The organism is Achromobacter sp. CSND-B12, assembly GCF_052906545.1.
In genome coordinates this window covers 3,402,331-3,421,765 of the sequence record NZ_JBREGJ010000001.1, presented here as the reverse complement: position 1 = coordinate 3,421,765, position 19,435 = coordinate 3,402,331, and the positions used below count along the sequence as shown (strand labels likewise).

The following is a 19,435-nucleotide window of genomic DNA, read 5'->3' as shown; positions in this document are numbered from 1 at the left end:
TCAGCCAGGCGCGCAAGGCCACGCGTGACGGAAAATCCGTGCAGAGCTGGCTGACGAAGCGTTGAATCGACATGTCGCACTAGAATCGACGCTTCCCCACAGCCGGCGCCCCCCTTGCCCCGGCGCCAGGCCACGGCATCTCATGTTCTCCTTCTCACGCAACACCATCCACCCCGCAGGCCAGGGCCTGCCGGCCTCCGAACGCCTGGGCGCCTTGCTGGCCGTGATGCTGGCGGTCTGCATGGCCAGCCTGGACACCGCCATCGCCAACACCGCGCTGCCCACCATCGCGCGCGACCTGCGGGCCAGCGACGCGGGCTCGATCTGGGTCATCAGCGGCTACCAGCTGGCGATGGTCGCCGGCCTGCTGCCGGCAGCCGCGCTCGGCGAGATCCTCGGGCACCGCCGCGTCTACATGGTCGGCATCGTGGTGTTCACGCTGGCGTCGCTGGCCTGTGGACTGGCGCCCACCCTGCCTGTGCTGGTGGCCGCGCGCATCCTGCAGGGGCTGGGCGCGGCCGGCGTCATGAGCGTGAACGCGGCGCTGCTGCGCTTCATCTATCCCGCGCCGGTGCTGGGACGGGGCATGGGCCTGAACGCCATGGTGGTGGGACTGTCCTTCGCGGCCGGCCCGACGGCGGCCTCCACCATCCTGCTGCTGGGATCATGGCATTGGCTGTTCCTGGTCAACGTGCCTATCGGCCTGCTGGCCATGGTGCTGGGCCTGCGCGGCCTGCCCCCCACGACGCGCGCGCCGCACGGTTTCGACGGGCTGGCCGCCGCGCTGTGCGCGTTGACGCTGGGACTGTTCGTGCTGGGGTCGAACGAACTGGCGCACGGTGCGCCGTGGCAGCGCGTCACGCTGGAATGGGGCCTGGCGGCCGCCAGCCTGTGGCTGCTGATGCGGCGCCAGGCCGGCCATCCCGCGCCCATCCTGGCGGTGGACCTGTTGCGCCGGCCGCTGTTCGCGCTGTCGGCCGCCACCGCCGTATGCGCGTTCGCGGCGCAGGCGCTGGCCTTCGTGTCGCTGCCATTCCTGTTCCAGACCGTGCTCGGCTACACGCAGGTGCACACAGGCTTTCTCATCACGCCCTGGCCGGTCGTGGTGGCCTTCATGGCGCCCATCGCCGGCCGCCTGTCGGACCGCTATCCGGCCGGCATGCTGGGCGGCGTCGGCCTGGCCTTGCTGGCCCTGGGCATGGCATCGCTGGCCTTGCTGCCGGCCGCGCCATCCGCATGGGACATCTCGTGGCGCATGGCCTTGTGCGGCGCCGGCTTCGGGTTTTTCCAGTCGCCCAACCTGCGCGCCATCATGACCTCGGCGCCGCCATCGCGCGCGGGCGGCGCCAGCGGCATGATCGGAACGGTGCGCCTGCTGGGGCAGGCCAGCGGCGCCGCGCTGGTGGCCGCCTGCTTCAATGTCTCGAGCACCCATGGCGCGGTGATGGCGCTGTGGCTGGGCGGCCTGTGCGCCGCGCTGGCCAGCCTGGCCAGCTTCGCGCGGCTGCGTTTCGGCGCGGTCGAGTCCGCCGATGCGCCGGCGGCGCGTTGAAATCGCCGTTTTATTGCGTTTAATGTCGTTATATATCGGTGATCGCCAGACACATACGTAAGATGTGCAACACGCGCTAAATATTCGTTCAGGGCGGGCCGTTGTCCGGGTGTAGTCCCGTACCTCCCTGAATGACGCGTATGACACAGTTCCTGAAAGACATCACCATCCGCCGCATGATCCTGTGCACGCTGCTCACGATCAGTGTCCTGCTAGCCGGCCAGTCGGCCATCAGCGTAAAAGGGTTGCAAAGCTCCGGTGAAGCGCTCGCCGCCAGCTATGAACTCCTGAACGAAGTCTCATCCCTCTCCCGCGTCAACGACCAGATCATGCGCGCCCGCCTGCGGTTGGCGCGCCAGATGGAATACGTCCGCGACGGTCTGGCCGCCCCCGCCGCGGAAGAAGGCCGCGCGATCGACGCCGCGTTGGAGGCCGCCCGCAAGAATCAGGCCGCTTTCCTCGAATCGGCCAAGGACAGCGCGCCCGCCTCGATACTCGAACCGCTGCAGGGCGGCTTCAACGCCCTGGTCAATGATGGCATCGCGATCCAGCGCGGCTTCCTGGCGGCCGAGGACCTCGAAAAGGCCCGCGCGCACGCCGCCGGCCCGGTCATCGCCGCCAGCCGCGCCTTCGGCAAGGCCATCGAGAACTACGAAGCCTATGCGCAGGAACGCCAGGACGCCCTGCGCAACAGCGCGCAGCGGGAACGCCAGCAGGCCTACACGGGCATTGGCGTGCTGCTCGGCGTCTGCCTGCTGCTGCTGGTTCTGGGCGACCGCTACGTGGTGCGCTTCGTGCGCCAGCCGCTGGACCAGGTCAAGCGCCACTTCCAGCACATCGCCGCCGGCGACCTGACCGCGCCCATCGCGTCCTATGGCAGGAACTGCGTCGGCCAGCTGATTCCCTATCTGCAGGAAATGCAGGCCAGCCTGGTGCGCACGGTGCACGCGGTGCGCGACGGCGTGGCCGAGATCAACACCGGCTCCAGTGAAATCGCCGCCGGCAACCAGGACCTTTCCAGCCGCACAGAACAGCAGGCCGCCTCCCTCGAAGAGACCGCCGCCAGCATGGAGGAACTGCTGTCCACCGTCACCAGCAACGCCGACAACGCGCGCCAGGCCAACGCCATGGCCGCCGAGGCCTCGGAAGTGGCTCGTCGCGGCGGCGCGGCGGTGCAGAGCGCGGTCGCCACCATGCGCGAGATCGCCCAGGATTCGGGACGTATCGAGGATATCGTCGGCGTCATCGACGGAATCGCGTTCCAGACCAACATACTGGCGCTGAATGCCGCGGTCGAAGCCGCCCGCGCCGGCGAGCAGGGCAAGGGCTTCGCCGTGGTTGCCGGCGAAGTGCGTTCGCTGGCACAGCGCAGCGCCAGCGCCGCCAAGGAAATCAAACAGCTGCTCGGCGCGTCCGGCGCAACCGTGCAGGCCGGCGCGGCGCAGGTGGAAACCGCCGGCCGGACCATGCAAGAGATCCAGCTCGCCATCGAGCGCCTGACCGTGCTGGTGGGCGACATCGCCGCCGCCTCGCGTGAACAGGTCACCGGCATCGGGCAGGTCAATACCGCGGTCACGCAGATGGACCACGTCACGCAGCAGAACGCGGCGCTGGTCGAACAGGCCGCCGCCGCGGCCGCCTCGCTGGAATCACAGGCCCAGCGCCTGCAGCACTCGGTCAGCACCTTCCGCCTGCCCGCCGGCCAGCAGGACCCGGCGCCGCTGGCGTTGCCGGTGCGCGACACGCTGGCCCTGCCGGCCTGACCGGCCGCGGGCCGTTGATCTCCGGCGACCGCGCGGCCGCGCTATTGCAGCGTGGCCGCGTGGACGTCGACGCCGTGGCGGATGACCCGCTTGGGCAGGTCGCCGCCTATCCAATAGGCCAATTCGGCCGGATGGGCAACGTCCCAGGCGACGAAATCCGCCATCATGCCGGCGGCCAGCACGCCGTGCGTCGCCTGCAGGCCCAGGGCGCGGGCCGCATGCACGGTGGCGCCGGCCAGCGCCTCCTGCGGCGTCAGGCGGAACAATGTGCAGGCCATGCTCAGCATCAGCCGCAACGACAGCGCCGGCGAGGTGCCGGGGTTGAGATCGCTGGAAATCGCGATCGGCACCCCGTGGCGGCGCAACAGTTCGACCGGCGGCAATTGCGTTTCGCGCAGCGCGTAGAACGCGCCGGGCAGCAGCACCGCCACCGTGCCGGCTGCCGCCATGGCGCGCGCGTCGGCCTCGGTCAGGTATTCCAGGTGATCGGCCGACAGCGCGCCGTAGCGCGCGGCCAGGCTGGCGCCATGCAGCGACGACAACTGTTCTGCGTGCAGCTTCACCGGCAGGCCCAGCTGGACCGCGGCCTGGAATACGCGTTCGACTTGCGCGGGCGAGAATGCCAAGTGCTCGCAGAACGCATCGACCGCGTCCACCAACTCCTCGGCCGCCAGCACCGGCAGCATGCGGCGCGCGACCTCGTCGATGTAGTCGTCGGCGCGTCCGGCGAACTCCGGCGGCAGGGCATGCGCGGCCAGGCAGGTGGCGCGCACGGTCAACGGCAGCGTCTGTCCCAGGTGCCGCGCCACGCGCAGCATCTTGCGCTCGTTGGGTAGATCCAGGCCATAGCCCGACTTGATCTCCAGCGTGGTCACGCCATCGCGCAGCAGATGCAGCGCGCGGCGCCGCGCGCTGGCGTACAACTGCTGCTCCGAAGCGGCGCGGGTCGCCCGCACGGTGCTGGCGATGCCGCCGCCCTGCGCCGCGATCACGGCGTAGTCCACGCCCTGCAGGCGCTGCTCGAATTCCTGGCTGCGGTCGCCGCCGAACACCAGGTGGGTATGGCAATCGATCAGGCCGGGCGTCACCCAGGCGCCAGCCAGGTCGTGCACGGGCGCGTCCCCGTCCGGCGGCAGCGCCGCCTCGGGACCGATCCATTCGATACGATCGCCGCGGGTCACCAGCGCGGCCCGTTCGATCGTCGCGTATTCCCCGCCCGCCATGGTCGCGGCATGGCAATTGCGCCAGACCTGTTTCATCGCGTCACTCCCGTCATCGACATGGTCAAAGGCTGGGCAACAGGCCCGGCGGCATCAGCGCGTTCAGGTGGCGGTCCGCGATCAATTGGCTGGCCGCCTCGATGTCGGGCGCGAAGAAGCGGTCCTTCTCGTAGTGCGCCACCTTCCCGCGCAGCAGGCCGCGCGCGCGTTCCAGCTTGGGCGATGTCTTCAAGCCGGCGCGGAAATCCAGGCCCTGGCACGCGCCCAGCCATTCGATCGCCAGGATGTCGCGCACATTGTCGGCCATCGGCCAGAGCCGCTTGGCGGCGTTGGGCGCCATCGATACGTGGTCTTCCTGGTTGGCCGAGGTCGGCAGGCTGTCGACGCTGGCCGGATGGGCCAGGGCCTTGTTGTCGCTGGCCAGCGCGGCCGCGGTGACCTGCGCGATCATGAAGCCCGAGTTGACGCCGCCATTGCTCACCAGGAATGGCGGCAACTGCGACATGTGCTTGTCCATCATCAGCGAAATGCGGCGCTCGGACAGCGCCCCGATCTCGGCCAGCGCCAGGGCCAGGTTGTCGGCCACCAGCGCCACGGGCTCGGCATGGAAATTTCCGCCCGACAGCACGTCGCCCTGTTCGGCGAACACCAGGGGGTTGTCGGAGACGGCGTTGGCCTCGATCTGCAACACCTGCGCCACATGGCGGACCTGCGTCAGGCAGGCGCCCATCACCTGCGGTTGGCAACGCAGCGAATAGGGGTCCTGGACCTTGCCGCAATCGACGTGCGAATGGCCGACTTCGCTGTCTTCGGTCAGCAGGTCGCGGTATACCGCGGCCACGTCGATCTGGCCGGGCTGGCCGCGCGCTTCGTGGATGCGGGCGTCGAAGGGAACGCGCGAGCCGAGCATGGCCTCGACGCTGAGGCTGCCGCATACCAGGCCGGCCGCCAACAGGTCTTCGGCTTCGAACAGGCCGCGCAGCGCGTAGGCGGTCGACACCTGGGTGCCGTTCAGCAGCGCCAGGCCTTCCTTGGCCGCCAGCGTCAGGGGTTCCAGGCCGGCGCGCGCCAGCGCCGCCTTCGCGGGCAGCCATTCGCCGTCACAGCGCGCCCGGCTTTCGCCCAGCAGCAACAGCGACATGTGCGCCAGCGGCGCCAGATCGCCCGACGCCCCCACCGACCCCTTGAGCGGAATGTGCGGATAGACGCCCGCGTTGACCAGCGCGATCAGGCTGTCGATGACCTGGCGCCGGATGCCGGAACGGCCACGCGCCAGGCTGTTTATCTTGAGCACCATGATCAGCCGCACCATGTCGTCGCCCAGCGGCTCGCCCACGCCCGCCGCGTGCGACAGCACCAGCGAGCTTTGCAGCGCCTCCAGATCCTCGCGCGCGATCCGGGTGGAGGCCAGCAGGCCAAAGCCGGTGTTGATGCCATAGGCGGTGCGGCCGTCGGCAACGATGCGCTCGACGCAGGCGACGCTGGCGTCGATCGGCCCGTAGGCGGCCGGGTCCAGCGTCACGCGGCCCGGATGCTGGTAAACCTGGCGCAGTTGCGCCAGCGTCAGATGGCCGGGTTTGAGGTGCAGATCCATGTTGTTGTTCTCCAGGACGGGATGCGGTGTCAGGCGATATCGGCGCCACGCCGCGCCGGGGCCGGGCAGGGCGCGGGCCGGGGATCGCGGCGGGCGAAAACGTAATAGAGCAGCCCGGGCACGATCAGGCCGATGATCCACGAGATATCGACGCCGCCCAGGCGCGCGACCAGCGGACCCGTATAGAGCCTGGTCGAGATGAACGGCATCTGCACCAGCACGCCGAACACATACACCAGGATGCCGGGCCAGTTCCAGCGGCCGTAGCGGCCATCGGGATCGGACAGCGCCGCCACATCGTAGCGCTCGCGGTTGATGAAGTAATAGTCGACCAGGTTCACGGCGCTCCAGGGCGTGAAGAACGCCAGCAGGAACAGGATGAACGACTTGAAGGCATTCAGGAACGAATGCTGGCCCAGCCAGGCGACCAGCGTGGCCGCGCCCACGATCAACAGCACGAACACCAGCCGCTGGCGCCGCGAGATATCCACATGGCCCCGAAAGCCGCTGATGATGGTGGCGATGCACATGAAGCTGCCGTACGAGTTCAGCGTCGAGATGGTGACCTTGCCGAACGCGATGCTGAAGTACAGCGCCGCCGCGGTGGCGCCGGCGCCGCCCAGGCCGACGATGTAGGCCACCTCGCGGCCGGCGAACTGGCCCGCCGCCATGGCCGCCGCCAGCACCCCCAGCGTCATCGCGATCTGCGCACCCAGTACGGAACCCAGGCCGACCGCCAGGAAGGTCCCGAACGAAGAGGTCCGGCTGGGCAGATAGCGCGAGTAGTCCGCTACATACGGGCCATAGGCGATCTGCCAGGACGCCGCCAGCGACACCGCGAGCAGGAACGAGGCCCAGCTGAAATGACGGATCTGCAGCAATTGCCCCACGTCGCCCAGCGCGATCACGCGGCTGAACAGGTAGACGAAGGCGATCAGGCCCAGCACGCTGGCCACGCGGCCGATGATGTGGATCATGCGGTAGCCGAACACCGTCACCAGCACGATGACCGCGGCGAATATCAGAATGCCGGCGCTGTCGCTCACCCCCAGCAACTGGCCGATGGCCTGCCCCGACAGCACCGTGCCGGTGGCGGTGAAGCCCAGGTACATCAGGCACACCAGCACGATCGGGATGGCGGCGCCATAGACGCCGAACTGCACCCGGCTCGAGATCATCTGCGGCAGGCCCAGTTTGGGGCCCTGCGCCGCGTGCAGCGCCATCACCGCGCCGCCGAACACCTGGCCGACGAACAGGCCGACCAGCGACCAGAATACGTCGCCGCCCAGCACCACCGCCAAGGCGCCCGTGACGATGGCGGTGATCTGCAGATTGGCGCCCAGCCACAGCGTGAACTGGCTGTAGAGCCGCCCGTGGCGCTCCGTTTCCGGGATGAAGTCGATCGAGCGCCGCTCGACCAGCGTTCCCTTTGGCACCGCGCTGTCCTGCTCCATGCATTGTCTCCTTGCGGGCGCCGCCATGCGGCGCCCTGGTTCTTCTGGATGAGGCCGCCCGCGGGCGGTTCAGCGCGCGGCATCGACCATGGGCAGGTCCAGCCCTTGCTCGCGGGCGCAGTCGATGGCGATGTCGTAGCCGGCGTCGGCATGGCGCATCACGCCGGTGCCCGGGTCGTTGGTCAGCACCCGCGCGATGCGCTCGGCCGCCGCGTCGGTGCCGTCGCACACGATCACCATGCCCGCGTGCTGCGAGAAGCCCATGCCCACGCCGCCGCCGTGGTGCAGCGACACCCAGGTGGCGCCGCCGGCGGTATTCAAGAGCGCATTGAGCAGCGGCCAGTCGGACACCGCGTCGGAACCGTCGCGCATGGCCTCCGTCTCGCGGTTGGGGCTGGCCACCGAGCCGGAATCCAGGTGATCGCGGCCGATCACCACGGGCGCCGACAGTTCGCCGCTGCGCACCATCTCGTTGAACGCCAGCCCGAGGCGGGCACGCTGGCCCAGGCCAACCCAGCAGATCCGCGCCGGCAGGCCCTGGAAGCGGATGCGCTCGCGCGCCATGTCGAGCCAGCGATGCAGGTGCGCGTCGTCGGGAATCAGTTCCTTGACCTTGGCGTCGGTCTTGTAGATGTCCTGCGGATCGCCCGACAGCGCGGCCCAGCGGAACGGGCCCACGCCGCGGCAGAACAGCGGGCGGATGTAGGCCGGCACGAACCCCGGAAAATCGAAGGCATTGGCCACGCCCTCGTCCTTGGCCATCTGGCGGATGTTGTTGCCGTAGTCGAAGGTCGGTATGCCCTGCTTCTGGAACGCGAGCATGGCCTTGACGTGCACGGCCATGGACTGCTTGGCGGCCTTCACCACCGCGGCCGGTTCGCTGCGGGCGCGCTCGCGGTACTCGGCCCAGGTCCAGCCGGCGGGCAGATAGCCATTGAGCGGGTCATGGGCGCTGGTCTGGTCGGTGACCATGTCCGGACGCACCCCGCGGCGCACCAGCTCGGGCAGCACTTCGGCGGCGTTGCCGCACAACGCGATCGATACCGCGCGGCCTTCCCTGGTGTAGCGGGCGATGCGCGCCAGGGCGTCATCCAGGTCGGTGGCCTGCTCGTCCACATAGCGGGTGCGCAGGCGAAAGTCGATGCTGGCCTGCTGGCACTCGATGTTCAGCGAGCAGGCGCCGGCCAGCGTCGCGGCCAGCGGTTGCGCGCCGCCCATGCCGCCCAGGCCGGCGGTGAGCACCCAGCGGCCGCCGAGATCGCCGCCGTAGTGCTGGCGGCCGGCCTCGACGAAGGTCTCGTAGGTACCCTGCACGATGCCCTGGCTGCCAATGTAGATCCAGCTGCCGGCGGTCATCTGGCCATACATGGCCAGGCCCTTGGCGTCGAGTTCGTTGAAGTGTTCCCACGTGGCCCAGTGCGGCACCAGGTTGGAGTTGGCGATCAGCACGCGCGGCGCGTTGGCGTGGGTCTTGAACACACCCACCGGCTTGCCCGACTGCACCAGCAGGGTTTCGTCCGCTTCCAGGCGCTTGAGCGTCTCGACGATGCGGTCATAGCAGTCCCAGTCACGCGCGGCGCGGCCAATGCCGCCATACACCACCAATTCCTTCGGGTTCTCGGCCACCTCCGGGTCGAGATTGTTCATCAGCATGCGCAGCGGCGCCTCGGTCAGCCAGCTCTTGGCCGTCAGCTGGTTGCCGCGCGGAGCGCGGATCTCGACATCGCGGTATCGGTTCGATTTTTCCAAGGCAGTCTCCATGATCCGGGGCCTGGCGCGTCGTGCATTGACGCGCGGCCTGTTGCCGGAATCATAGGATGCCTATGCTTGTATATACAAGCTTGTAAGACCGTTTCACCGATCAGGGATTTCCCGCATTCCCGGCCGAAACCGGGCCGCAGCGTTCAGCCCCGGCGCGGCTGCAGTTCGATCAGGCAGGCGTCCAGCGCGGCGGGGGCTTCCAGCCGGAATTCGGCCAGGCCGTCGCGCTGCGCATCGAGCGCGGTACGCTCGATGTGCAGGCAGTCATAGCGCGCCGGCGCTGGCAGCGGCTGGCCGTCGCGCCACACCGTCAGCGGCCCGCCCGCGTTCAGCAGCAGCACGGTGCTGGCCGCGCTGTGGAAACGCCAGTGCCGCGTAGCGCCGATCCATTGCAGGCGGGCGCGGTAATGGCGCGGGGAGTAGATCAGGTTGAAATCGCGGATGGGGCCGTCCAGCAGCCGGCAATCGACGGCGGCATCGCCGGAAAAGGCGTAGGCCTCGCGCGGCCGCAGCGGCGGCTGCGCGCGGCCGTCGACGGTCAGCGCGATGCCGGCGCCTTCCAGTACCGTGATGATGCGCTGCAGGCCGCTGAACAGCGAAAAACCGCCGTCCTGCGCCACGTCGGCGATCGACAGGCGCCATTCGAACGCGCTCGTGCTGCCGCCATCGTTGCAGGCCACTTCCTGGGTGGTGCCGCCGCCATTGCGCCAGGGCATGCGGGGATAGTCTTGTGCCCGGTACAGGCGCACGTCATGCGAAATCATGTGGTGAATTTTCCTTCGAGGCGGTGGCGCGATCCGGGATGGATCAGGCGCGCCAGCGTGACCGCGCGCTCGCCCGACCAGGTGCGGCGGCGGATCAGCAGGCAGGGTTCGCTGCGGTCGATCTGCAGCAGCTGGCATTCGCGCGGCTTGGCGACGATGGCTTCCACCACGTGCTCGCCCTCGGTCAGCGGCGCCACCCGCGTCAGGTATTCATAGGGCGTGTGCTGGGTGAAGTCCTGCTTGAGATAGTCGGGCGCCAGCCGCACGTTGACGTAACGGTCTTCGAGCTGGATCGGCACATCGTCTTCGAAGTGCACGATGAGCGAATGGAACACCGGCTGGCCTTCGCGGATGTCGAGCGCCGCCGCCTGCTCGCTGCCCGCCGGCTCCTCGACCAGGCGCACCACGCGGCTGTGGTGCCGATGGCCGCGCGCCGTGATCTCGTCGGCGATATTGTTGACGGAGAACAGCGCCGACCGGGCCTTGGGCTGGGCCACGAACGTGCCCACGCCCTGCATCCGCACCAGCAGGCCTTCGGCCGTCAGCTCGCGCAACGCCCGGTTGACCGTCATGCGGGAATAACCCAGTTCCTGCACCAGCTCGCTTTCCGACGGCACGCGGTAATGCGCCGGCCACGCGCCGGTACGGATCTGCTGCGCGATCATCTGCTTGAGCTGCGCATAAAGTGGCGCCGGCAGGGCGCTGGCCTGGGGCGGCAAGCGGGGCGGGTGAGAGGCCACGTGTAATCCTGTGTCGTGCCGTTGGACGAATGGCGATTATAGGGCCCTAGACATGTACAGACAGGCGGCCCGCGCTGGACGCCCTGGCAATGTCTGCGTATACTCCCCCCCTGTATCGACCGGAGCCCGCCGTGCCCCATTCCCCCGCAGAGAAAAAACGCGTCACCACGCGCCTGCGCCGCATCCAGGGCCAGGCGCTGGCGCTGGAGCGCGCCGTCAACGAAGGCACGGAATGCGGCGCGCTGCTGCAACAGCTGGCCGCCCTGCGCGGCGCGGCCACGGGACTGATGGCCGAAGTGCTCGAAAGCCATCTGCGCGAAACCTTCCTGCAATCCGCCCAGGGCGGACGATCCGGCGCCACGCTCGAACCCGAAGCGGAAATCGACCAGGTCATGCGCATCGTCCGCTCTTACCTCAAATAACCCCATCCGACCTTCTGGAGCCTCCCATGAAATCACGCGCCGCCGTCGCATTCGGCCCTGGCAAGCCGCTGGAAATCGTTGAAATCGACGTCGCGCCGCCCCAACGCGGCGAAGTGCTGGTGCAGATCACCCACACCGGCGTCTGTCACACCGACGCCTTCACCCTGAGCGGCGACGACCCCGAAGGCCTGTTCCCCGCCGTGCTGGGCCATGAAGGCGCCGGCGTGGTGGTCGAGGTCGGCGAAGGCGTGACCTCGCTCAAGCCGGGCGATCACGTCATTCCGCTCTACACGGCCGAATGCCGCGAGTGCAAGTTCTGCCTGTCGGGCAAGACCAACCTGTGCCAGAAGGTGCGCGCCACCCAGGGCAAGGGCGTGATGCCCGACGGCACCTCGCGCTTCAGCTACGAGGGCAAGCCGCTCTACCACTACATGGGCTGCTCGACCTTCAGCGAATACACCGTGGTCAACGAGATCTCGCTGGCCAAGATCAACCCGGCCGCGCCGCACGAGAAGGTCTGCCTGCTGGGCTGCGGCGTCACCACCGGCCTGGGCGCGGTGCACAACACCGCCAAGGTCAAGAAAGGCGACACCGTGGCCGTGTTCGGCCTGGGCGGCATCGGCCTGGCGGTGATCCAGGGCGCGGTGCAGGCCAAGGCCGGCCGCATCATCGCGGTCGACACCAACCCCAACAAGTTCGTGCTGGCCAGCGCCATGGGCGCCACCGACTGCATCAACCCCAAGGACCACGACAAGCCGATCCAGGAGGTCATCGTCGAACTCACCGACGGCGGCGTGGACTTCTCGTTCGAATGCATCGGCAACGTGCACGTGATGCGCGCCGCGCTCGAATGCTGCCACAAGGGCTGGGGCGAGAGCATCATCATCGGCGTGGCCGGCGCCGGCCAGGAAATCAGCACGCGCCCCTTCCAGCTGGTCACCGGCCGCGTCTGGCGCGGTTCGGCCTTCGGCGGCGTCAAGGGCCGCACCCAGCTGCCCGGCATGGTCGAGGACGCGATGAGCGGCAAGATCGACCTGGACCCGTTCGTCACGCACACGCTGCCGCTGGACCGCATCAACGAGGCCTTCGACCTGATGCATGAAGGCAAGTCGATCCGTACCGTGATCCACTACTGACGCGCCGACCGACGTCCCCGCGGGCCCGGCCCGCTTCTTTTGCATGACAGATCCGCGACAGCCGCCACGATCGATGTGACAGGCCTGTCATTCATCTTCACGTCATCTCGGCCCGCGACCATGCGCCCTCCGAAGACAGAGGGATGCTCGCGAATGATCACGTGGAAGAGGACGGCCGGCGCGGCCGCATTGAGCCTGGTGGCGCTGCTGGCCGGTTGCGGGGGCAGCGACGATGACGACACGCCGGCCAGCCCGGCGCCGAATCCCGCGCCGGTCGCCAGCCGGCCGATGGAACTGACGATCCTGCACATCAACGATCATCATTCCAACCTGGACAGCAGGAAAAAAGACCTGAAGCTGCTGAACGCCGCGGGTTCGCGCGTCACGGTCAACGCCGAGATCGGCGGCTTCCCGCGCGTGACGGCCGCCTTCCAGGCGCTGTCCGCGCAGGCGCCCAATGTGCTCAAGCTGCATGCCGGCGACGCCACCACCGGCACGCTCTACTTCAATCGCGCCGGCGAACCGGGCGAGGCCGACGCCGCCCTGATGAACACGGTCTGCTTCGATGCCATGACGCTGGGCAACCATGAGTTCGACAAAGGCGACAGCGGCCTGAAGCGCTTCGTCGAACTGCTGCACGCCGGCACCTGCCAGACGCCGGTGCTCAGCGCCAACGTCACCTTCGGCGCCAACTCGGCCTTGAATCCGTCGCGCGCGCCCGGCATGGTCAAGCCATCCATCGTGCTGCAACGCGACGGCCAGCCCATCGGCCTGGTCGGCCTGACCATCGCCAACAAGACGCAGCAGTCGTCCAGCCCCGACCCCGGCACGCTGTTCTCCGACGAAACCGCCGCCGCGCAGCAGCAGATCGACGCCCTGCGCGCGCAAGGCGTCAACAAGATCGTGGTGATGAGCCACATCGGCTATGACTACGACAAACGGATCATTCCCAACCTGAGCGGCGTGGATGTGGTGGTCGGCGGCGACTCGCACACCCTGCTGGGCCCGGCCGCGCTGTCCACCTATGGCGTCGGCTCGCCCGCCGGCGCGTACCCCACCGAACTGCGCAACAAGGACGGCAAGCTCGTCTGCCTGGTGCAGGCCTGGGAATACTCGCAGGTGGTGGGCGAACTGAAAGTGAGCTTCGACGCGAATGGCGATGTGACCGCCTGCGCCGGCACGCCCCTCGTGCTGATGGGCGACACCTTCAAGATCGGTGGGGCCGCGCCCGCCTCGGCCGACCAGGCCGCCATCGTGGCCGACGTGGCCGCCAGCGGTTTCCTGCGCGTGCAGGCCCCGGACGCGCAGGCCACGGCCGTGCTGCAGCCTTTCAAGGCCAAGGTCGACGCGTTCAGCGCCAGCCTGGTGGCGACGGTGCCGCAGGAGCTGTGCTCGCGGCGCGTCCCCGGCGGCCCCGGCTCGCGCGACTACGGCCGCTCCAGCGTCGCCTGCAACACGCTCGGCAACGTCAGCCTGCACGGTGGCGACATCCAGCAGCTCGTCGCGCAGGCCTACCTGGAAGTGGCCAATGCCAACTATGGCGGCGCCGATATCTCGCTGCAAAGCGGCGGCGGGGTGCGCGTGCCGCTGCTGGGCAACGTGACCGCGGCCAACGTGATCGAGGTGGTTCCCTTCGGCAACATGCTGTGGCGCCTGGATGTCACCGGCGCCGAGGTCAAGAGCATGCTGGAAGACGGGATGCAGGCGGTCTACGGCCCCGGCGGCTCCACCGGCCCCTACCCGTACGCGGGCGGCCTGCGCTGGGATGTGAATGCCGCCCAGGCCCAGGGCAGCCGCGTGTCGAACATCGAGGTGCGCGACAACGCCAGCGGCAACTGGCTGCCGCTGGACCCGAACCGCACCTACAAGCTGTTCGTCCTGAGCTTCAACGCCACCGGCGGCGACGGCTACAAGACTCTCGCCAACGTGCCGGCGGCGCGGCGCCAGGACATCGGCGTGCTGGATGCCGACGTGCTGCAGGCCTACATCGAGAAGCAGGCCAAGGACCCCGTGTCCGGCCTGCCGGTGCTGAACCTGCTGCCGATCAGCCTGTACAGCACCAAGACCTACAGCGAATGAGCCCGCGGGCCTGGCCCCTCCAAGCGGGGGCCAGGCCCTGGCGCGGCGCGCGCGAATACCGACAGGGCCGGTTCGCGCTGAAAGGCGCCCGGGTCCTGTTCACGCTGAAAGAGGCGTCGCGCAAGCCCTAGCCCAGGCAGGTCGTGCCCTTCTGCATGGCCGTGCCGACGATCACTCCGGCCGACACCAGCTTGTGCCGCAGGCGCGGCAGCGCGGCGCGCCCGCTTTCTGCGTAGACCTGCTCGGTGCCGCGCACGAAGGTCTCCAGCGAGAAATCCCTGACCGCCTTGCGCCGCGCCGCCGCCGCCATCCAGTCCAGCAGAATCCGGTTTTCCAGGACATCGGCCAGTATCTCCGCCACGCGCGCCACCGCGCCGGCCGGAACGATCCAGCCGCTGCTGCCGTTGACGACATTCTCGGCCAGCCCGCCCGTGTCGCTGACGATGACGGGCTTGCCGGCCGCCATCATTTCGCGGCAGGCAAACGAGATCGTCTCCAGACTCGATGACAGCACGAAGCCCAGGTCCGTCGCCGCCAGCAGCGGCCGCACGTCCTGCAGCAAACCCGTGAAGACCACCGCGTCGCGCATGCCCATCTCGTCGACTCGCTGCTGGTCGGCCGCGCTGGGCGGCTGACCGGCAATCAAAATGGCGATCTGGCGCCGCTGCGCCTCGGGCAGCATTGCCACGGCGGCGACCATATCCAGCCAATTCTTGTAGGCGGCGGTGCCCGCCTGGCTTCCCACCACCAGCCGGTCCCTCAGCGCCGCCGGCAACAACTGCTCGCGCGCCAGGACCGCCTCATGCGGCGACGCGGGACGAAAGCGCCGGGTATCCACGCCGTTGCGCACCAGCCGCAGGTCCGCCGGCCGGAACGCCGAACGACGCATGCCGTCGAAGGTATGCTGGCTGACGCAGATGACCCGGTCGGTCGCCAGCCCGGCCCGCAGCCGCGTGCCAAGACTGCGCGGATGGCGGCCGTTGTGCTGGGTATAGACCATGAACGGACGCAACGGCCCCATGCCCATCGAAGCCAGCATGCACAGGCGGTGGTCCGCCGAACCATTGACGTGGACCACGTCGAATGCCTCGGCCCGCAACAGCGCGCGCAACTGCCGCAGCGCGCGCCATTGCCGGGCGGGCGCGCCCTTGAACTGCAGCGCGATCGCGCGCACGCCGGGCAGGGCGCCGGCTTCATCCAGCAGGCGGCTGCCGCATGGCGCGGCAATGGTGACGTCGGCCTTTCCGCTGAGCATGCGCGCCAGCGAAATGACGTAGGTCGTATGGCCGCCGCCGTCGCCCTGGTGGAAATTGGTATAGAGGATCTTCATCGATCGGATTCCGCAAACGTTCCCGTGGCCGTCCCGGGTGGCAGCAGGCAGCGCCAGTGCCGCTTCTCGAATACGTCCGGCCCCAGGCGGCTGGCCTCGGACAGGTTGTAGACCTTGACGCCGCGGGCCGCGAGCAGGGCGGCCGCGCGGCGAAATGCCGGCTCGATGTGCCCGTCGAATTGCCGGTCCAGCGCCGTCGCCAGCGCCGCGCCGCCATGCTCATAGAAGCGCGGCCCCGCCGCGCTCGTCAGGTCCAGGCCATGCAGATACACCGTGGGCGCGCCCAGCCAGGCAAGCAGCTGCAGCGCGGTGTACGCCACCGTGCCTCCGCCGAACAGCCCGCGCGGCGGGTCGAGGCTGAAGCCGTGCGCATGTTCCGGATGGTGGGCATCGAACAGCACCAACCCGGCATCGCCTTCCAGTTCACGCGCCAGCGCATCCGGGTCGGCGCGCGGTTGTTGGGCCCGCTGGTGCACCTCCTCGAAAAGCGCGATGGAACACCGTATCCGCCGCGCATCGAACAGGAACGCGATCCAGCGATAGACCTCGGGGGTGACGAACAACAGCAGGTCCTGCGACAGCACCTGCGCCACCAGGTCACGGCGGCGGCGCACGAATCCCGCATCCAGCATGGCGTAGTAGTCGAAGCGCAAGCCGGGGTGCCTCTGGCGCAGCGCAATCGAGCCATTCACGCCCATCACCGTCTCCAGCACGCATTGGTCGTAGTCGATGCGGGCCACCGACGGGCCGCTGAGGATCAGGTGCGCCGCGGCCGTGATGCGCCGCGCCACCATGGCCAGCGGCAACAGGCCCGGACCTGTCGCGCCCCGCAACGCGCAGCCCGACAGGCGGCCGGCCGGATCGCGTTGCACCCGCACAAAGGGCCACAGCACGGCGTTGTGGCGCTGGGCCGGTGGCCGCGTGTGGCGATAGAGCATCCGCAACCCCTTGGCCAGGGGCCGGCTCGACAACAGTCGCGATAGCAGCGGGCGCTTCATGGTCGGCGCGCGCCGTGACAAGGGCCGCGCTCACTCATTGCCCAGCTCCTGGCACAACGCCTGCGCGTAGGCCGGACCGTTTCGCATCCGCGCATAGGCCGCATAGTGCTGGCGATAGCGTTCGCTGTAGACGTCGGGCAACGGCCGCGCGCGAGACAGCTGCGCCATGCCGGACGCGCGCCACACCTCGACCTGCGCCCGCACCTGGGCGCGCGTGACCTCGCCCCGCGCCTGGCGCGCGGCGTATGCCTCGCGCGTCGAGTCCGGCAGTTCGCATTCGCCCGCCAGCGCCGTCGGCGCGCGCGGGCTGGCCGCTGGCTGCGCCGCCGCCACCGGCATCGCGACCGCCAGGCCGGCCACCAATATGGCGGCCCACGCCGCCCGATTCGATCGCTGCATGAGCGCTCCCAGGCGTCCACCCGGCGCCGCCAACCGGCGCGGCGGGGAACAGGAGCAGTCTAGGCAACGCGTTGCGACAGAATCCGCACGGGAAGATTAGTTTTCTGTAATGTTGCGGTCCGCGATCCAGAATCCGATGGTGATGACGCCACCCTCGGAACACGCGAACGGCCTGCCGCCATGCATGCGCGCGATGGCCGCAACGATGGCCAGGCCCAACCCATGGTGGTTGGCATCGAACACGCGCGCGGCTTCCATGCGATAGAAGCGGTAGAACAGCCGCGGCAGATGCTCCTGGCCGATGGGATCACCGTGATTGCGCACCGCGATGCGGATGCCTTCATCACCACGATCGATCAGCAGGTCGATGCGCGTGCCGCGGTGCGCATAGCGCACGGCGTTGCACACCAGGTTGGATACCGCCCGCTGCAGCAGCGGCCGGTCGACATGCGCCGCGGCTTCGCCCGATACCGCGAACGACAGATCGGCATCCATGGCCTCGGCCTCGTGGTAGTCCGCCACTTCCGACAGCACCTGCGCCAGGCTTGCCGTCCAGCTGCCGCGCGCCTGCGCGCCGCGGTCCGCCTGCGACAGGAACAGCATGTCGTTGACGATGCCCGACAGGCGCTGCAATTCCTCCAGGTTCGATCCCAGGATATCGCGCAGCACCGCCTCCGGCCGCTTGCCGCTGAGCGCCAGCTCGGTCTCGCCGATCAGCGTGGCCAGCGGCGTGCGCAATTCGTGCGCGACGTCGGCGTTGAACCCCTCCATCTGCACGTAGGCCCGCTCCAGCCGCTGCAGCACGGCGTTGAACTGGTGCACCAATGGCCGGATCTCTTCGGCCTGGTGGCTTTCGTCGAGCCGCTCGCCGATGCGGTCGGGCGAAAGGCGGGCAGCCTGCCGGCCCAGCTCGTCGATCGGCGCCAGTGCCCGCCGCACCAATCGCGTGCCAATCGCCGACACGACGATGGCGCCGGCCAACGCGCAGGCGAGCAGCGTCCACGCCAGGGCCGCGCGCAGATGCAGGTCCGACGTGATGTCCAGCACCAGTTCGGCATTCGTCGAACCGCCCGGCGATCCGGGCACCGGCAACGCGAAATTGATATGGCGGCCATGGCCGGCCTCGCCATCGCCCGGCCCGCCATAGACCACCCTGGCGCCATCGATCTCCAGCGCCAGCGAAAAATCGGGCCGGCCGTAGAAGAAATCCTCGAGCTTGTGGCGCAGCGAGGCCGAATCGCCCTTGGCCGCGTTCTCCTCGACCAGGTGCCTGATCACCTCCATCTTCTGCGCCAGCAGCGCTTCCTGGCGGATCGACAGGTTGCGGTTGGTGGCCCAATAGACCGCGACGCACACCAGCCCCAGGCCGGCGAACGTCAGGATCGCCAACCAGCGCGTGAGCCAGCGGCGCAATGATCTGGGGCGCGGCGCCGGCATCAGTCGTCCCGCGTTTCCAGCACGTAGCCCATGCCACGCACGGTGTGCAGCAGCTTCTTCTCGAAGGGGTCGTCGACCTTGCCGCGCAGGCGCCGCACCGCCACTTCCACCACATTGGTATTGCTGTTGAAATTGATGTCCCAGACCTGCTCGGCCAGTTCCAGCCGCGACAGCACTTCGCCCTGCTTGCGCATCAGCAGCGCCAGCAAGGTGAATTCCTTGGCCGTCAGGTCCAGCCGCGTGCCGGCGCGGTAGGCGCGCCGGCGCAGCAGGTCGAGTTCCAGGTCGCCGATGCGCAGCACGTTCTGGCCACCCGCCTCGGCCACGTTGTGGCCGCTGCGGCGTCCCAGCGCCAGCACCCGCGCCAGCAGTTCGGACAGGGCGAACGGCTTGGCCAGGTAATCGTCGGCGCCGTCACGCAGGCCCTTGACGCGGTCCTCCAGCTTGTCGCGCGCGGTCAGCATCAGCACCGGCACGCGGTCGGTCTTGCGCAGTTCGTGCAGGACGGAAAAGCCATCCATGCCCGGCAGCATCACGTCCAGCAGGATCAGGTCGTACTGGCTTTCGCGCGCCAGGTGCAGGCCGCTGACGCCGTCCATCGCCACATCGACCACATAGCTGTGTTCGGTCAGCGCGCGGCGCAGGTACTCAGCGAGTTTTTTTTCGTCTTCAATGACCAGTATTTTCATGGGGCCCCGAATGGAAAGAGGGACGAACCGCGACGCGTCGCCACCCTATTCTACGTGCGCGACGGCGGGCAACGGCGTCCGCCGTCCTGGCGCCAGG

Annotated in this window: 16 protein-coding genes; 5 read left to right on the top strand and 11 right to left on the bottom strand. The window is 68.7% G+C overall.

The genetic code is table 11. The features are described from left to right. The first annotated feature begins 142 nt into the window (after positions 1-142). Both ACUTAG_RS16075 and ACUTAG_RS16070 read left to right on the top strand, forming a co-directional pair. The gene (locus tag ACUTAG_RS16075; RefSeq protein WP_026383700.1) at positions 143-1,552 is read left to right on the top strand and encodes an MFS transporter; all 1,410 of its coding nucleotides are present in this window, start codon (positions 143-145) and stop codon (positions 1,550-1,552) included. A 140-nt stretch (positions 1,553-1,692) separates the two neighbouring features. Next, a complete protein-coding gene (locus ACUTAG_RS16070) occupies positions 1,693-3,315 on the top strand; it encodes a methyl-accepting chemotaxis protein (protein ID WP_148317732.1) in 1,623 nt (540 codons plus the stop codon). A gap of 41 nt (positions 3,316-3,356) precedes the next feature. Here the strand turns inward: ACUTAG_RS16070 and hutI are convergent, their stop codons facing one another. The 6 genes from hutI to hutC all read right to left on the bottom strand — a co-directional run bounded on the left by hutI (position 3,357) and on the right by hutC (position 10,848). Continuing rightward, positions 3,357-4,574 carry an imidazolonepropionase gene (gene hutI, locus ACUTAG_RS16065; protein WP_148317734.1) on the bottom strand — a complete coding sequence of 406 codons (1,218 nt, stop codon included), beginning with the start codon at positions 4,572-4,574 and terminating at the stop codon, positions 3,357-3,359. Between the two features lie 25 nt (positions 4,575-4,599). Then, complete coding sequence (gene hutH, locus ACUTAG_RS16060) at positions 4,600-6,129, bottom strand: histidine ammonia-lyase (RefSeq protein WP_148317736.1); 1,530 nt, start codon at positions 6,127-6,129, stop codon at positions 4,600-4,602. A gap of 29 nt (positions 6,130-6,158) precedes the next feature. Beyond that, entirely contained in the window at positions 6,159-7,583 is a 1,425-nt protein-coding gene (locus ACUTAG_RS16055) for a purine-cytosine permease family protein (RefSeq protein WP_058665419.1), read from the bottom strand. Positions 7,584-7,652: 69 nt separating this feature from the next. Continuing rightward, positions 7,653-9,344, bottom strand: coding sequence for a urocanate hydratase (hutU, locus tag ACUTAG_RS16050; RefSeq protein ID WP_006387267.1), 1,692 nt, complete (start codon positions 9,342-9,344; stop codon positions 7,653-7,655). 143 nt (positions 9,345-9,487) lie between these two features. Then, complete coding sequence (locus ACUTAG_RS16045) at positions 9,488-10,108, bottom strand: HutD/Ves family protein (RefSeq protein WP_047992483.1); 621 nt, start codon at positions 10,106-10,108, stop codon at positions 9,488-9,490. After that, the gene (gene hutC, locus ACUTAG_RS16040) at positions 10,105-10,848 is read right to left on the bottom strand and encodes a histidine utilization repressor (protein ID WP_172965872.1); all 744 of its coding nucleotides are present in this window, start codon (positions 10,846-10,848) and stop codon (positions 10,105-10,107) included. Before hutC ends, ACUTAG_RS16045 begins: the two co-directional genes overlap by 4 nt. Before the next feature lie 131 nt (positions 10,849-10,979). On the opposite strand from hutC, the gene ACUTAG_RS16035 reads away from it, so the two are divergent. The 3 genes from ACUTAG_RS16035 (at position 10,980) to ACUTAG_RS16025 (ending at position 14,485) form a co-directional block, all read left to right on the top strand. Then, positions 10,980-11,270: a metal/formaldehyde-sensitive transcriptional repressor gene (locus ACUTAG_RS16035; protein WP_006387264.1), complete on the top strand. Its 291-nt coding sequence runs from the start codon at positions 10,980-10,982 to the stop codon at positions 11,268-11,270. Between the two features lie 26 nt (positions 11,271-11,296). After that, complete coding sequence (locus ACUTAG_RS16030) at positions 11,297-12,406, top strand: S-(hydroxymethyl)glutathione dehydrogenase/class III alcohol dehydrogenase (RefSeq protein ID WP_148317738.1); 1,110 nt, start codon at positions 11,297-11,299, stop codon at positions 12,404-12,406. 153 nt (positions 12,407-12,559) lie between these two features. After that, the gene (locus ACUTAG_RS16025; RefSeq protein ID WP_148317739.1) at positions 12,560-14,485 is read left to right on the top strand and encodes a bifunctional metallophosphatase/5'-nucleotidase; all 1,926 of its coding nucleotides are present in this window, start codon (positions 12,560-12,562) and stop codon (positions 14,483-14,485) included. A gap of 127 nt (positions 14,486-14,612) precedes the next feature. On the opposite strand, the gene ACUTAG_RS16020 is transcribed toward ACUTAG_RS16025, so the two are convergent. The 5 genes from ACUTAG_RS16020 to ACUTAG_RS16000 all read right to left on the bottom strand — a co-directional run bounded on the left by ACUTAG_RS16020 (position 14,613) and on the right by ACUTAG_RS16000 (position 19,338). Beyond that, a complete protein-coding gene (locus tag ACUTAG_RS16020) occupies positions 14,613-15,815 on the bottom strand; it encodes a glycosyltransferase family 4 protein (RefSeq protein ID WP_148317741.1) in 1,203 nt (400 codons plus the stop codon). Beyond that, positions 15,812-16,813, bottom strand: coding sequence for a glycosyl transferase (locus ACUTAG_RS16015; protein ID WP_020925540.1), 1,002 nt, complete (start codon positions 16,811-16,813; stop codon positions 15,812-15,814). Before ACUTAG_RS16015 ends, ACUTAG_RS16020 begins: the two co-directional genes overlap by 4 nt. A 30-nt stretch (positions 16,814-16,843) precedes the next feature. After that, the gene (locus tag ACUTAG_RS16010) at positions 16,844-17,212 is read right to left on the bottom strand and encodes a hypothetical protein (RefSeq protein ID WP_232066976.1); all 369 of its coding nucleotides are present in this window, start codon (positions 17,210-17,212) and stop codon (positions 16,844-16,846) included. A gap of 96 nt (positions 17,213-17,308) precedes the next feature. Next, entirely contained in the window at positions 17,309-18,649 is a 1,341-nt protein-coding gene (locus tag ACUTAG_RS16005; protein WP_446650248.1) for a heavy metal sensor histidine kinase, read from the bottom strand. Next, the gene (locus ACUTAG_RS16000; protein ID WP_020925543.1) at positions 18,649-19,338 is read right to left on the bottom strand and encodes a heavy metal response regulator transcription factor; all 690 of its coding nucleotides are present in this window, start codon (positions 19,336-19,338) and stop codon (positions 18,649-18,651) included. The genes ACUTAG_RS16005 and ACUTAG_RS16000 overlap by 1 nt, the downstream gene beginning before the upstream one ends. Positions 19,339-19,435: the final 97 nt, after the last annotated feature.

Coding starts and splice junctions, on each gene's coding strand:
- ACUTAG_RS16025 (WP_148317739.1), top strand. CDS start 12,560: ATGATCACGTGGAAGAGGACGGCCGGCGCGGCCGCATTGAGCCTGGTG.
- ACUTAG_RS16055 (WP_058665419.1), bottom strand. CDS start 7,583: ATGGAGCAGGACAGCGCGGTGCCAAAGGGAACGCTGGTCGAGCGGCGC.
- ACUTAG_RS16020 (WP_148317741.1), bottom strand. CDS start 15,815: ATGAAGATCCTCTATACCAATTTCCACCAGGGCGACGGCGGCGGCCAT.
- hutI (WP_148317734.1), bottom strand. CDS start 4,574: ATGAAACAGGTCTGGCGCAATTGCCATGCCGCGACCATGGCGGGCGGG.
- ACUTAG_RS16005 (WP_446650248.1), bottom strand. CDS start 18,649: ATGCCGGCGCCGCGCCCCAGATCATTGCGCCGCTGGCTCACGCGCTGG.
- ACUTAG_RS16075 (WP_026383700.1), top strand. CDS start 143: ATGTTCTCCTTCTCACGCAACACCATCCACCCCGCAGGCCAGGGCCTG.
- ACUTAG_RS16070 (WP_148317732.1), top strand. CDS start 1,693: ATGACACAGTTCCTGAAAGACATCACCATCCGCCGCATGATCCTGTGC.
- ACUTAG_RS16015 (WP_020925540.1), bottom strand. CDS start 16,813: ATGAAGCGCCCGCTGCTATCGCGACTGTTGTCGAGCCGGCCCCTGGCC.
- ACUTAG_RS16010 (WP_232066976.1), bottom strand. CDS start 17,212: ATGCAGCGATCGAATCGGGCGGCGTGGGCCGCCATATTGGTGGCCGGC.
- ACUTAG_RS16030 (WP_148317738.1), top strand. CDS start 11,297: ATGAAATCACGCGCCGCCGTCGCATTCGGCCCTGGCAAGCCGCTGGAA.
- hutH (WP_148317736.1), bottom strand. CDS start 6,129: ATGGATCTGCACCTCAAACCCGGCCATCTGACGCTGGCGCAACTGCGC.
- ACUTAG_RS16045 (WP_047992483.1), bottom strand. CDS start 10,108: ATGATTTCGCATGACGTGCGCCTGTACCGGGCACAAGACTATCCCCGC.
- hutU (WP_006387267.1), bottom strand. CDS start 9,344: ATGGAGACTGCCTTGGAAAAATCGAACCGATACCGCGATGTCGAGATC.
- ACUTAG_RS16000 (WP_020925543.1), bottom strand. CDS start 19,338: ATGAAAATACTGGTCATTGAAGACGAAAAAAAACTCGCTGAGTACCTG.